A 13,943-nucleotide genomic window follows, 5' to 3' on the forward strand; every position below is an offset into this window, starting at 1 on the left:
ATTCTTCTGTGCCTAGGCTGGACATAGTCCCTTCCTCTACCAGCCTCCTCCAGTGGAACAACATGCTCGCCGACAGCCCGTACCGGCGAGCCACCGAGGAAACGCTCTGCCCGGGCACCATCGTCTCATCCAGAAACCGGCGCTTCTCATCCGCACTGAAGCGTCGACGACGTCCTGCTCGGACTGGCTGGATGACCTCTACTTCGTGTGTCTTCGCGTCCATTCCTAGGCGGGTCCTATGAGTTAGTGACCTGTCCGTTTGAAATGGGGGCTACACCACCCGCGGCATCCGGTGCAGCATGAGCCGCAAGGGCAACTGCTGGGACAACGCCGTGGTGGAGAGCTTCTTCTCCACGCTGAAGACAGAGCTGGTGCACGAAGCGGACTTCTCGACGCGCGAGGCGGCGAAGGCTGGTTTGTTCGAGTTCATCGAGGTGTTCTACAACCGCAAGCGGCGGCACTCCTCACTCGGCTACGTCAGTCCTGCCGAATTCGAGAAAACCGCCTCACAGGTGCCGCTGGCTGCTTAACCCACCTGTCCACAGAACCCGGGCAAGCTCACTCCTCACCTCGCGTACCCGCTTCTTCAACTCCTTCTTTGCATGCCGGTCGACCTCGTAGAGGGGCCGAGCCGCCTCACGAAGGTAGTGGAAATGACAGAGTTGGTGCGGCACATGAGGCAGCGCATGGGCCAAGGCGTTGCGGATGCTCCTCTGCCCATCGGACACCACTCCGACGGTGGGCAGTGGCCCCAACGCGCGCTTCACTTCTTTGAGGAGTGGCACGAACTCCTGCTCACTCCCAGACAGCAGAGGGCGGGCCAGCAGCACCTGCCCCGATAGGCATTCGCGCACCACCCACAGCACCTCGTGGCCCACATCCGGAGCGAGCCCGTCAATGGCAAGCACCGCTCTCCCTTGCCGTTTGAGTGCCTCTCGCAGTCGCCCGGAGTCGAGCAACTTGAGGCTGACGAGTTCGTCGTAGCGGTCGAGCAGATTGGTACAGGTGCGCTCGGAAATGGCGATGCCCTTGTGTCGCAACCGAGCGTGGATTTCAGGCACGCTGCGGTGCTCCCGGTAACGTTGCTCGCCGATGAACGCCAGCACGTCCAGGCCGAACTCGTGCTCGGGCAGTACCCAGCGGCCCTCGCCTTCGGCTCTCAGCGCCACGCCCTCCAGCAGGCAGTCTTCCCGGTGGCATACCCGCACTTGCACGGACAGCCCCACGCACCCGGTGAGCGTCGTCACGCAACGACGAGAGCGCCAAGCTGCCCGAGTCCTCTTGCCACATGCCTCGCAGCGCCTGCGCTCGCTGTCGAGCCTCACTTCGCGGGTAGCGACTGGGCGAGCCGTCGTCCGTGCCATGGTGTCCCCCTCTCGGAGGGGAAACACCCGGGGCGCGGGCCATGTTTGCCGGCGTAGTTTTTTGTTTATTGATATTCGTATGTGACTACTAGCTCGGCAAGACCAGGGCTCGACTCTGCGTCGGAGATCAATGCGTCAATGGTGTTGTCGTATTCTTCATTTTCGAAGCGGAGGCGATACTGTGTCCTGCTGTTTCGCGTTGTGCGGTTATTCCAGTCGGCTGCTGTCCAATTGGTCACTGGGACAGATATCTGTGGAGGGATGCTCGTCGGAGGGATGATTAGCTGGCCACTCAGAGATGATGTGTTGTAGTCAATCGCTGTTTTCGGATTTTCGCCATCAAAGGAGAGAGCTAGCTCTTCACCGATGTCTACCGGCTCAAGATAGAGATTTCCGAGCTTCGAGAACGGGTTTCCAGTGATGGTGCTTAGCTTCCAGAGTAGTTGAGAATGTGTGATTCTTGTTGTTGTGGCGGGGAGGGTGTTCAGTTTAAATCCAAGAAAAAGCCGATAAGACTGGTTGTCGAAACTTTTTCCGACGAGGGCTTCGTTGTAGTAATGGGTTTGTAGAAAGTATGAGGGGGCAGCGATTGAGCCGCTGGTGGTGAAGTCGATGCTTATGTGGGTTGTTCCTGATTGTATCGTTTGGAATGTCTGTGTTGACGGCGCAGCTAGCTGATTCCCTGCAAGGTCTTCTGCTGTTGCTGCGAGTGTCCAGGTTATGGGTGTGCCGAATGGGAGCGGTGCTGCTGGGGTGAAGATCATCACTTGATCCGTCTCGTTCCATGAAATTGTTCCTGCGCCTGCTGTTGTTGGGGCGGAAACTGCAAATGCGCGTTCTGTTTTTGATTTGTTCATGGGTTCTGAGAACGTGAGTCGTATGGCGGTACTGATAGCGGCGCCTTTTGCGCCGTCGCTTGGTGTTGAGGAGAGAAGCTTGGGGCGATTGGTCTCAAGAGGGGCAGATTGGGTTGTGAATGAGAGAAGGAAGGGGGGGAGCGCGTTGCCTGCTAGGTCTGTTGCTTGGACTGTGATGGTGAATGTTGTCGCGAGAGGGAACGCGTGCGTGGGGCGGAATGTTACCCTGGTGTCATGATCGCTCCATAATGGGGTGGCGAGAGGAATTTGTGGTGAAACTGCGACTCGAAATGTTTGTTGGCTAATTGGTTCCGAGAAAGTCAACTCGATTGCGGTTGTGGCTTCTACTGCGGTGGATGCGTTAATTGGTTTGGTGTTCTCAATGCGTGGACTAGTGAGATCCTGCTCGCCGCCATCGGTCTTGCTGCTGGGATCACTCGGCTCTTCTTGCGGATTGCCTTCGTTATCTTGATATCCCGCATCACTCGGGAGAAGTTGATGCGGTGCCTCAATTTTTGGGATTTCCATGCAGGCGGTGAGCGTGCCGAAGAGCAGCAATAGGGCGAGGGGCCGGTGCTGTGGGATCATGGTTTGGGGCTCGTTCGCAAGAGTTGTTCCAGATGGAGGCTGAGCGTGCGGAGAGGCGCTTTCGGCGCGTTTCGCTCCGTGATGTGCTTGGTACTTGTCGGGCTCCAGATCGCCGCTACTGACCTTGTGCTGTCTCAGGGCGTGGACTTGGGTCCGAGGTCAGGGATGTTGTGGTGGGGCACAGGCGCCTGGAATGCGTGTGCCCGCGACCCCTGGTGATTCGGAGCGCGGGCACGAAAACCGCAGACGTTCTGTGATGTGTCGCTACTTCTTCTTGCGGTTCTTCTTCTTGTTTTCCTTCTCGCGCTTGCGCCGCTCTTTGATGGCGTCGCGATCCTCAGGCTTGCCTGTTGTGGACGGCGGCGCGTAGCCCATGAGGCGCGCCTTGGCCATCGCGGCCTGGCCGAGCGGGGGCGTATACCCCGGGGCCATCTGCGGCAACTGCATGGGCATCCCCATTCCGCCCATGCCGCTCATGGCTTTCTCCATCATCTTCGCGTCTTTGCCGAACATGCTCCCCAGATCCATGTTCTTCATCTGGCTGAGCTGCCCCAACTGCTTGAATCCAGGGATGCGCCCCAGCAGTCCCGGGTTCTGGCCAATGGTGCCCATCACCTGCTGCATCATCCCGAACTTCTTCAACAGCTCTCGCACCTCCTCGGGCTTGCGACCGCTTCCCTTGGCGATGCGGCTGACGCGGCTCGCGTTGATGAGGTCCGGACGCAGACGCTCCTTCTGCGTCATCGAGTCGTACATCGACTCGATCTTCGTCAGCTCCTTCTCGTCAGGATTCAGGTGCTCCGTCAGGTCGCCGAACAGTGGGAACTTCTCCAGCAAGTCCTTGAGTGGCCCCATCTTCCGGACCATTCGGATCTGCTCGACAAAGTCCTTCATCGTGAACTGGCCAGACAGCAGCTTGCGCGCGTCGTCCTCGGCCTTCTTCTCGTCGACGACCTTCTCGAAGTCCTTCATCAGGCCGACGATGTCGCCGAACCCGAGAATGCGACCCGCAAGGCCAGCCGGGCGGAACTCCTCAAGCTTGTCCATCGACTCGCCCATGCCGAGGAACTTGATGGGCTTGCCCGTGACCTCCTTGATGGAGAGCGCCGCGCCACCACGTGCATCACCATCCAGCTTCGTCAGAATGAAGCCATCCAGTCCGAGACGGCGATCGAACTCTGCTGCCGTGCGAACCGCGTCCTGACCAATCATCGCGTCACAGACGAGCAAGATGTTGTCGGGGTTTACGTTCGCTTTGATGGCCTCGAGTTCAGCCATCAGCGCCTCGTCGATGGCGAGTCGTCCCGCCGTGTCGACCAGGACCACGTCGCACTTCTGCTCGCGCGCGGCCGCAGCGCCTCGCTTGGCGAGCTCGGGCGGGGCGACACCCGGCTCGAAGTAGACCGGAACCTTGAGTCGCTCGCCCAGGACCTTCAGCTGATCCACGGCGGCTGGCCGGTAGATATCCGCGGCCACGAGCAGGGGCTTGCGGCCTTCTTGGAGCAGCTTGTTGGCGATCTTGCCGGTCGTCGTCGTCTTTCCGGAGCCCTGGAGGCCCACCATCATGATGCTCGAGAGTTGCCCCTTCGGCTTCAGATGGAGGCTGGTATCCACCGGCCCCATCAGGGCCTCCAACTCGTCGTGGCAAATCTTGATGAAGTGGTCCATCGCGCTGACGCGACGCTTCTGCCCACTCGCGTCGGTCACGGTCGTCTGAACCACCTCACCCACGGCCTTCTCTCGAACGCGGGCAACGAACTTCTTGACGACATCGAATGCCACGTCCGCTTCGAGCAGGGACACTCGAATGTCGCGGAGCGATTCGTCGATCAGCTCCGGGGTCAGCTCGCTCTTGCCGGCGAGGCGGTTCTTTGCGGCGCGAAAGCCCTTGGTGACGGTCTCGAGCATGGGGGGCGCTTTATACCAGGGGGCGGCGAGAAGCGACGTCCGTCCGTACCCCCTGCGTCCGAGACTGAAGAGATAGGCCCGTTCGCGCCACCCCGCGCCTGGCGCTTGTCAAGTGCATCCTGCCTTCCTCGCCAGGCTGCCCGAAGGGCGCTCGCTGCAGGGACTTGTCCTCGCAGTTCATGGCTGATCCGTAGCCATCGTCTTACCGGCCCTGTCGAACGCTCGTCCGCCATGTACTGGCTGCGCCCCCACTCCTTCTGGGGAGCGCTGCGAGTCGGACGTCCCGTTGGCTCCACTCCTGGCTCCGGGCGCCCCTTATTTGGGCCCAGTGGCTAACGGTCGCCTCCTTGCGGCCTGACTCCTTTGCCGCTGGCTCCCGTGAGGTGCGCTGGGGCACTCCTCAAGGCTCGACTTGGACGCGAACTTGAGGATGGGGGGCCATCCTGGTGCCCATCTCTATTGGCATCATCGTCAGTTCGCTGCGTCCGAGGGGGGTGTTTCCCGGGATCGGGGTTGGTGCTGGATACGCGTGAACGGATTCGGTGCTGCTCGTTGAGCGCGCGTCTACTCTGCCGGACCTGCGGCTGGTTTCGTCGGTCGTCCTGGTCCTTGGGAGTCGGATTGGGAGCGGACTTGCGAGGAGCGCTTCGCGCTGTGCGTGTCTCCGCCCACTGTCCCGATGCTGTGGGGACTTGGGGTGGGCCTGCTCCGATGGACCTGAACCGGGCCCGAACGTGAGGAGAGGGGGGCGCTGTGCGGCTCTTTTCTCCGCTGTGATGTGAGGGGCGGTCTTGCACTGATGGGCTTGTGCTGGGGCCGCGCTTGGGGGGCACCTTCAGCCAGCCTTTTGGGCGCCTCCCTTGCCTCGGTCATCAAGGCGGGGGCTTGGTGGTCCTGTCTCTTGGCCTTCGGTGAGTGGGGCTCGGCGGCGGACTCACAGCCGCCTTGATGCTTTCGCCACGGTGGACAGGAGGCTTTCGTCGATGGCGTGGGCTGGTCTGGTTCGCGTGAAATTGCTGCAATTATTGAAAATCAAGAATTTCGATGGTCGCCGTCTTGATGGCGAGGGCCCGTGTGACTGGGGGGCGTTCTTCCTCGTGATTCGAACGGAACGAAAGGGTCGACCGATGGCGACTGAGTTGCGGTGTGTGCTCGCGGTGCTGTGCTCGTGGGGGCTGGTGGCTTGTGGTGCGGGGCCTGACGCGGTGGAACCTTCGCCAACTCGCTTGGCGAGCGAAACGGCGGCGATCGCGACGGTGGGGGAGGGGTTCGCCTATGTCGACCCCAATCAGCCGGAGGTGAATCCGAACTACCTCTACAACTCCACGGGCGGTGCGATCACCTACGAGACCCTGGCTGGGTTCACGGGGCGGTACAAGGTCCGTATGGCGGGCCTCGGGCGTGCCGCCGGTGACGTCCAGGTCGTCGCGTATGGCCCGACGCCTGAGCGCTGTCGCGTCAACAATTGGACCCCGGAGGGCACCACGCTCGCCATCTACGTCTGGTGTCACGCTCCCAATGGCGACCCTGCGGCGAGCGCCTTCATCGTGTCCTTCCTCGACATGACGGGGATGTTCCAGACCTATCCTTTGGGGGCTTACCTCTGGAGCGGTGCCGCGACCGCGACCACCATTCCTGGGGCTATCTCCGTTCCCACAAACTACCAGTGGAACTCGACGGGGGTGGCCAACTCCGTCACGCAGACCGCGACCGGGCGCTACACCGTCACCCTGCCCGGCATGAACTTCTCGAACGCGAGCGTGCATGTGACTGCATATGGCGGCGCCACAGCGCAGCACTGCAAGGTGCTCAGCTGGGGCGCCGGAGCCGTCGCCACGGTGTACGTGGGCTGCTACGACACGGCGGGGAACCCCGTTGATAGCATGTTCACGTTCTCGTTCGAGCGCGAGGCCCTGTTCCCCAACCACGTCGGCGGCCATGCGTGGATCAACGGCCCCTCCAGCGCGCCTGCGGCCTATCAAAAGCTCGCGAATGAGGTCATCTGCATCGCCCCGGGGACGGCCAGCGTCTCTCATCCCGAGGACAACTACGTCGTGAGCTTCAGCAAGTCCGGCGCCTTCAACCACTCGATGTCCATGGTGACCGGCTACGGCGCCACCTCGAACTACTGCAAGGTGGTGCGGTGGATCGCCGGACCGGGCCCCACCGAGACGTGGGTTGAGGTGCGGTGCTTTGACAAGGACGGCGTGATGAGCCCGTCCTCCTTCACCGTCACATACACGTCCGCCTACGGCGTCGGGCCCTGTTGACCCAGGGTGAGTAGTGGGTCGGGGCCACTCGCTCGGGTGGCCTTCGGGCCTGCTTCTCCGCTTGCTTGCTGCGACCACCGGGTGCGGCTAGCTTGCCTCCGGCGCCTGTCCACGGACGGTTCTTCCGTCCGTGCCTTCATCGGCCTCAAGGCGGGTGGGCAGGTCGCGATGCGGGCAACGGCGCATCCACGCACGAGTGGCGGAACTGGCAGACGCAGCGGACTTAAAATCCGCTGGCCCGCAAGGGCCGTCCGGGTTCGATTCCCGGCTCGTGCACTTCCATTCGGGGCAGGACAGAGGGGCGGCGTTCGCTCGCCTCCTGGCTTCCGGGCGGAGTTGGTGGGAGATAGCCTTCCCCGCGCCCCATGCACCCCATCCCTCGTCCCTCCTACTGGCGCTATGCCGCGCTGATCGCGGTCCTGGGACTGGCCTGTATTGGGGGCGCCGCCGTCAGTGATGGCAACCCGGTCATCGCCATGGCCCCCGTGGCGGCCGCCACGGTGCTGTGGGTGATGCTGAAGATTCCCCTGCGCTACCAGGCGCTGACGGTCTTCTATCTCGTGCTCGCGGTGGACTACACGCCCGAGCGCCCTCAGTCGATGCTGTGGCGCTCGCCGCTCTTCCCGCTGGGACAACTGCTGTTCTCCCAGCTTCACGAGCTCGTGGGCATTGGCGCGCTGCGCTTCCCCCTCGTGGATGTCCTCATCATCGGGTTGATCGGGCTGGGCATCTACCGGCGCGCCACTCGCTCCACCATTGATCCGCCCGTGGTCCCCCTGCCCAAGCCGCTCATCGGCATCGTGGCGCTGTCCGCCATCACCATCCTGTGGATGGAGGTCTGGGGCATCATCAATGGCGGCGATGTGAAGAACTCGCTGTGGCAGTGGCATCAAGCGGCCTGCATGCCGCTCATGGTCATGATGTTCCACTACAGCCTGCGCGGGCCCGAGGATTGGCCCGCGGTGGCCCGGACCGTCATCGCGGGTGCGCTCACCAAGTCTGCGGTGAGCACCTACTTCGCGCTCGTCGTCATTCCTTCGCTGGGCAAGGAGGTCGAGTACACCACGTGCCACTCGGACTCGATGACGTTCATCTTCGCGCTCATGGTGTGCATCGCGCGCTGGCTCGAGCGCCCCAAGCTCGCTCACGCGTTGCGCGGCATCATCATCATCGTGCTGGTGTTCATCGGGATGTTCTTCAATGACCGCCGGCTCGCCTACGTCAGCATGGTGGGCTCCATCGCGGCCGCGTACCTGTTCAACCCTTGGACGCCCCTGAAGAAGCTCGTCACGCGCGCGGCCCTGCTCATGATGCCCGTGGGCGTTCTCTACATGGCCGTGGGGTGGAACTCGAGCAGCGGCATCTTCAAGCCCGTGCAGACGGTCCGCTCGCTCGTGGACGGCCAGCACGCGGAGGGCGAGCTGGACTATCGCGACATCGAGAACCTCAACCTCATCGCGACCTGGCGTGGCCATCCCATCATCGGCACCGGCTACGGGCATGAGTTCGTGCTCGACTACCCGATGCCCGATATCGCCTTCGTGTTCCCCCAGTTCCGCTACCACCCGCACAACTCGCTGCTGGGGTTGCTCGCGTTCGGTGGCGTCCTGGGCTTCACTGGCATCTGGATGTACCTGGTCGCGACCGTGTACCTCATCGCGCGCGCCTACCACCGCAGCCATGCGCCCGAGCACCGTGCCGCCGCGCTCGTCATCATCGGCGTGGTGGCCTCGTACCTGAATCAGGTGTTCGGTGACATGGGCATCATCTCGTACATCTGCACGATGCTCGTGTCGGTGAGCGTGGCGATGACGGGCAAGCTGGCCATGGTGACCGGGGCCTGGCCGTGGCCGGCGCGTGAGCGCGTGCTGGGCCTTCACCCTGTTCAGGTCCCCGCGCCACTCGAAGAGGACGTCCGCCCTGCGGCTTGACGCAGCCTGGCAATGCCGGACGGGACAGGGCGCGTCGTGTTTTTACAAGGCGCGGTGCAGGACCTGCCGCAAGATGCGCGCATGACCAACCTCCAGAATGTCGCGGGCGGCTGCCACTGTGGCCAGGTCCGCTTTGACGTGAAGATGGACCTCACGCAGCCCATGATTGCCTGCAACTGCTCCATCTGTGGCAAGACGGGTGGCATGTTGGGCTTCGTTCCCGCCTCGCAGTTCAATCTGCACGCCGGCCGCGAGCGCCTGACGGACTACCAGTTTGGCAAGAAGAACATCCACCACCTGTTCTGTTCGACCTGTGGCGTGCGCCCGTTCGGGCAGGGCAAGGGGCCGGATGGGCAGGAGATGTATGCCATCAACGTCCGCTGCCTCGACAACGTGGATGTCTCCACGTTGAAGGTCGTGCCGTTCGACGGCAAGAGCCTCTAACCCCGCCTGGGTGCGCACGGGCTCGGAGGGGCTGCCTCCTGGGCTTCGTGCGCACCCGCCCCGGTCGCCCGGGGCCGAGGGAGCGACGCGCTATGCGGCTCCCAGTGCTTCTCGCAGTCGAGCCGCGACCTCGTCCACGTGCGGCTCCTGCATCAGTTGCGCGTGCGGGCCCGCCACGCTCACCACCTCCAGGCCGGTCACCAACTCCGCCCAGCCGCGATGACGCGGCACCGTGCTGTTCTCTTCCTGCTTCGCGCTGAGCAGCAACACGCGGCCCGCGTAGGCCTGGGGCGCGTAGTGGTCCATCGCGAGCATGTTCGCGCGGTAGACAGTGAACAGCGCGCGGAGCTGCGCGGGGCCCGTCCTCGCATCGAGGATGTGCGCCGCGAGGCCCGCCTGGAGGAGCTGCGCGAGCATCGCGTCGTCGTCCATCCGCTCGAGCGCCTCATCCGACACGGGCAGCTCACCTCCGAACGCGTTGGCGGCGGTGTGCGCGAACGAGAGCCGTACCAGGACGTCCGGCGCGAGTGACGCGGCGGCCTCCGAGGCCTTGGCCAGCGCGGGCACGTGCGAGTCCATCATGGCCAACAGCTCCACCGTCTCGCCCAGCGCCTGGAGCCGGCGCGCCATCTCGTAGGCGACGACGCCGCCCAGAGACCAGCCGCCCAGTCGATAGGGGCCGTGGGGCTGCGCGCCCCGGATGGCCTCGATGTAGAGCTCCGCCATCTCCTCGATGGTTTCCGTGGTGGGCTGGCCCTCCAAGCCGCGTGCCTGGAGTCCGTACACCGGGAAGCCCGGGCCGAGCTTCCGCGCCAGCTCGCCGTAGGGCAGGACGTTGCCGCCCACCGGGTGGACGAGGAAGAGGGGGCGCTGGCCCGGCTCGCCTCGCTCCAGGGTGACGAGCGGCGTCCACGCCGGGGCCTCCTCGCGCAGGATGCGTGCGAGCTGCTCGATGGTGGGCTGCTGGAAGAGCGCGGCCAGGGGCAGCGTCCGGCCGATGCGCTCGCGCAGTGCCGCCACCATCCGCACCGCGAGCAGGGAGTGCCCACCCAGCTCGAAGAAGCTGGTGCGCACGCCGACCGGCCGGATGCCGAGCATCTCTTCCCACACGCGTGCCAGCTGCATCTCCAGCTCGTCGCGTGGCGCCACGTGGTTGCGCGTGGACAGCGCCGCGGCGGTGGGCTCGGGCAGGGCCTTGCGGTCCACCTTGCCGCTGGCGTTCATGGGCAGCGCGTCGAGGAGCATCAGCGCGCCAGGGACCATGTGCTCGGGCAGGGCCTCGCGCAGGTGCGCCTTGAGGTCGCTGGTCTCCACGGTGTGCTCGGGCTGGAGGACGACGTAGGCGACGAGGCGCTTGTCGCCGCCGTCCTCCCTCGCGATGACGACCGCGTCCTTCACCGCGGCGTGCTTGCGGAGCGCGGACTCAATCTCCCCCAGCTCAATGCGGAAGCCGCGCAGCTTCACCTGGAAGTCGATGCGGCCGAGGTACTCCAGCTCTCCATTGGCGAGCCAGCGGACCCGGTCGCCGGTGCGGTACATGCGCGCTCCAGGCTCGGCGCTGAACGGGTTGGGGATGAAGCTCGCCGCCGTGAGGGCCGGCCGCCCGAGGTAGCCGCGCGCCAGGCCCACGCCCGCGACATACAGCTCGCCCGCGACGCCCACCGGCACCGGGCCGAGGCTCGCGTCGAGGACGTAGGTCTGCACGTTCGCCCACGGCTTGCCGATGGTCAGCCGCGTGGCGTTGTCGTCCACGTAGGAGAACGTGGTGGCCACCGTGTTCTCGGTGGGCCCGTACGCGTTGATGAGCGTGCGGCCCGGCTTCCAGCGGCGCGCCAGCTCCAGGTTGAGCGCCTCGCCTCCCGAGGCCAGGGCCGTGAGGCCCTCGAGGCCCTCGGTGCCGAGCTGGCCCAGGACGGTGGGCGTGAGCGTGACGGCGGTGATGCGCTGCTCCACCAGGAGCTTGCGCAAGGGCTCGTCGGGCAGCAGGCGCTCGCGCGGCGCGAGCACCAGCGTGGCGCCCGCGACGAGCACGCCGAAGACCTCGAAGATGCTCGCGTCGAAGCTGGCCGCCGCGTACTGGAGCACGCGACTACCGGGCGCGTGTCCGTGCATGCGCTGCGTCTGCTGCGACGTGTTCACGAGGCCGCGGTGGTGCAGCAGCGTGCCCTTGGGCTGGCCCGTGCTGCCCGACGTGTAGATGACGTAGGCCAGGTTGAGCGGCGACAGGCCTGTCTCGGGCGCGGTGGTCGGGAGGGTGGCGACGTGGGCTCGGATGTCGTCGAGCTGGACCACCGTGAGTCCCTCGGCGTCACGCAGCCCTTGGACCAGTGTGCCCTGGGTGAGCAGCAGCGGGGCCCCACTGTCTCGGCGCATGTAATCCAGGCGCTCGAGCGGATAGGCGGGATCCAGCGGCACGAAGGCGCCTCCTGCCTTGAGGATGCCCAGCATTCCGACAATGAGATCGGGCGAGCGCTCCAGGCACAGCGCGACCCGCACCTCCGGACCCACGCCGAGCGTCCGCAGGTAGTGCGCCAGTTGGTTGGCGCGCGCATCGAGCTGCGCATACGTCACCGTATCCTGCTCGTAGGCGAGGGCGAGTGACTCAGGGGCGCGGCGGGCCTGCTCCGTGATGAGCTGCTGGATGCTGGCCTCGGACGGGAAGTCCGCGCGGGTGTCGTTCCACGTGACGATGAGCTGGTGGCGCTCGTCGGCCGTGAGCAACGGGAGGCTGGAGAGGCGAGCCTCGGGCCGCGCGGTGATGCCCTCGAGCAGCACGGTCAGGTGCCGCACGAGGCCCTGGACGGTGGCCTCGTCGAAGAGGTCGGTGCTGTAGTCGAGCGTGCCGGCGAAGCCCTTGGCCGATTCCTGGAGGACCAGCGAGAGGTCGAACTTCGCGAAGTGGGACTCGGCTCCCAGCTCGATGGTCTGGAACGAGAGGCCCGGGACGCGGAGCGCTTCGATGGGCGCGTTCTGGAGTGCGAACATGACCTGGAAGAGCGGGCTGCGGCTCAGGTCGCGCGCGGGCTGGAGGACCTCGACGAGCTTCTCGAACGGGACGTGCTGGTGCTCGTAGGCGGAGAGCGTCGTGGCGCGCACCTGGGCGAGCAGTTCCTTGAACGTGAGGTCCGGCGTCATGCGCGCGCGCAGGACGAGTGTGTTGATGAAGAAGCCGATGAGGCCCTCGGTCTCCGCCTGCGTGCGGCCGGCGATAGGGGAGCCGACCGAGATGTCGTCCTGGGCGGTGTAGCGCGCGAGCAGGGTCTGGAAGGCCGCGAGCAAGAGCATGAACGGCGTGACACCCTCGCGCTGCGCGAGGGCCTTGAGCGCGTCCGAGAGCGCGGTGCCGAGGTAGAGCGTGACGCGTGCGCCGCGCTGCGACTGCACCGCGGGGCGCGGGCGATCCGTCGGCAGTTCCAGGACGGACGGGGCTCCGGCGAGCTGGTCCTTCCAGTAACCGAGTTGCGCTTCCAGCGCCTCGCCTTGCAGCCACTGGCGCTGACGGGTCGCGAAGTCCGCGTACTGCACGGGCAGGGGCGGGAGGTTCGGCGTGGTGCCGGTGTTGAGCGCGGCGTACAGGGCCGCGATCTCCCGCACCAGGATGCCCATGGACCAGCCATCCGAGACGATGTGGTGCATCGTCAGGAGGAGCACGTGGTGCTCCTCGCCCAGGCGCAGCAGCGCGGTGCGCAGCAGCGGTCCCTTCGCGAGGTTGAAGGGCTGCCATGCCTCGTTCTCGGCGAGTCGCCGCGCTTCTGCCTCGCGCTCGGGATCGGGCAGGGCGGAGAGGTTGGTGATGGGCAGGACCCAGCGGCTGGGCGGATGGATGTGCTGGACCGGCTCGCCGTGATGCTCGGCGAAGGTGGTGCGCAGGGACTCGTGGCGCTCGGTGAGGGCCTCGAAGGTGTGCCGCAGGGCCTCGACGTTCACGCTGCCGTGCAGGCGCAGAGCGATCGACAGGTTGTAGGACGCGCTTCCTGGCTGGAGCTGATCGATGAGCCAGAGACGCTGCTGCGCGAACGAGAGCGCGAGCTTCGACTCTCGCGACGTCGGTTCGAGCACATGCACACGCGCGCCCGGCAACGAGTCGATGCGGAGGGCGAGTGCTGCGACGGTGGGGGCCTCGAAGAGAGCGCGGAGGGGGAGTTCGACGCGGAGGTCGGAGCGGATGCGAGAGACGACCTGGGTGGCGAGGAGGGAGTGGCCACCGAGGGCGAAGAAGTCGTCGTGGATGCCGACGCGGTCGAGATGGAGGACGGAGGCGAAGAGGTTGGCGAGAGTCTCCTCGACGGGGGTGCGAGGAGCGACGAAGGAGGAGGCGGAGGAGGGAGCCTCGGGAGCGGGGAGGGACTTGCGGTCGACCTTGCCGTTGGAGTTGAGGGGGAGGGCCTCCAGGACGACGAAGGAGGAGGGCACCATGTACTCGGGGAGACGCTGCTTGAGGTGAGCGCGGAGGACGTCGGCGGAGAGGCCAGAGGAGTCCTTTGAGGTGAGGTAGGCGACGAGGCGCTTGTCACCTGGGATGTCCTCGCGGACGACGACGACGGTGTCCTTGACGGAGGGAGAGGCGCGCAGTGCGGCCTC

General features: G+C 65.1%; 7 protein-coding genes, 1 tRNA gene and 2 pseudogenes. 5 read left to right on the plus strand and 5 right to left on the minus strand.

Features of this window, described 5'->3' with window-relative positions; all coding sequences use genetic code 11:
* Window positions 1–223 (minus strand): transposase (locus tag KRR26_RS35400; RefSeq protein ID WP_217082044.1); only part of this gene is annotated, 223 nt, incomplete at its 3' end.
* 58 nt (window positions 224–281) lie between these two features.
* Between KRR26_RS35400 and KRR26_RS35405 the strand changes: the two are divergent.
* Window positions 282–530, plus strand: a pseudogene (locus KRR26_RS35405) (integrase core domain-containing protein); the annotation flags it as partial.
* Between the two features lie 33 nt (window positions 531–563).
* On the opposite strand, the pseudogene KRR26_RS35410 reads toward KRR26_RS35405, so the two are convergent.
* From KRR26_RS35410 to ffh, 3 genes and pseudogenes are all read right to left on the minus strand, one after another.
* Window positions 564–1,364: pseudogene (locus KRR26_RS35410) on the minus strand (ISNCY family transposase); the annotation flags it as partial.
* Window positions 1,365–1,429: 65 nt separating this feature from the next.
* Complete coding sequence (locus tag KRR26_RS35415) at window positions 1,430–2,809, minus strand: Ig-like domain-containing protein (RefSeq protein ID WP_217082046.1); 1,380 nt, start codon at window positions 2,807–2,809, stop codon at window positions 1,430–1,432.
* Window positions 2,810–3,073: 264 nt separating this feature from the next.
* Complete coding sequence (gene ffh, locus KRR26_RS35420) at window positions 3,074–4,717, minus strand: signal recognition particle protein (protein WP_217082047.1); 1,644 nt, start codon at window positions 4,715–4,717, stop codon at window positions 3,074–3,076.
* 1,226 nt (window positions 4,718–5,943) lie between these two features.
* Between ffh and KRR26_RS35425 the strand changes: the two genes are divergently transcribed.
* The 4 genes from KRR26_RS35425 to KRR26_RS35440 all read left to right on the plus strand — a co-directional run bounded on the left by KRR26_RS35425 (window position 5,944) and on the right by KRR26_RS35440 (window position 9,362).
* On the plus strand, window positions 5,944–6,987 hold the full coding sequence (locus tag KRR26_RS35425) for a hypothetical protein (protein ID WP_217082048.1): 1,044 nt from the start codon (window positions 5,944–5,946) through the stop codon (window positions 6,985–6,987).
* A gap of 190 nt (window positions 6,988–7,177) precedes the next feature.
* A tRNA-Leu gene (locus tag KRR26_RS35430) sits at window positions 7,178–7,263 on the plus strand.
* A gap of 89 nt (window positions 7,264–7,352) precedes the next feature.
* On the plus strand, window positions 7,353–8,918 hold the full coding sequence (gene wzy / locus KRR26_RS35435; protein WP_120210933.1) for an exopolysaccharide repeat unit polymerase: 1,566 nt from the start codon (window positions 7,353–7,355) through the stop codon (window positions 8,916–8,918).
* 81 nt (window positions 8,919–8,999) lie between these two features.
* A complete protein-coding gene (locus KRR26_RS35440; RefSeq protein ID WP_120210966.1) occupies window positions 9,000–9,362 on the plus strand; it encodes a GFA family protein in 363 nt (120 codons plus the stop codon).
* A gap of 90 nt (window positions 9,363–9,452) precedes the next feature.
* Here KRR26_RS35440 and KRR26_RS35445 read toward each other — a convergent pair.
* Window positions 9,453–13,943, minus strand: a 4,491-nt coding sequence (locus KRR26_RS35445; RefSeq protein WP_217082049.1) for an amino acid adenylation domain-containing protein, incomplete at its 5' end; no start/stop codon positions are given.

Origin of the sequence: Citreicoccus inhibens (assembly GCF_019039035.1) — a bacterium.
Classification (GTDB): domain Bacteria; phylum Myxococcota; class Myxococcia; order Myxococcales; family Myxococcaceae; genus Citreicoccus; species Citreicoccus inhibens.

Excerpts from the sequence above, each read along its gene's own strand:
- KRR26_RS35415 (WP_217082046.1), bottom strand. The coding sequence starts at position 2,809 with ATGATCCCACAGCACCGGCCCCTCGCCCTATTGCTGCTCTTCGGCACG.
- ffh (WP_217082047.1), bottom strand. The coding sequence starts at position 4,717 with ATGCTCGAGACCGTCACCAAGGGCTTTCGCGCCGCAAAGAACCGCCTC.
- wzy (WP_120210933.1), top strand. The coding sequence starts at position 7,353 with ATGCACCCCATCCCTCGTCCCTCCTACTGGCGCTATGCCGCGCTGATC.
- KRR26_RS35440 (WP_120210966.1), top strand. The coding sequence starts at position 9,000 with ATGACCAACCTCCAGAATGTCGCGGGCGGCTGCCACTGTGGCCAGGTC.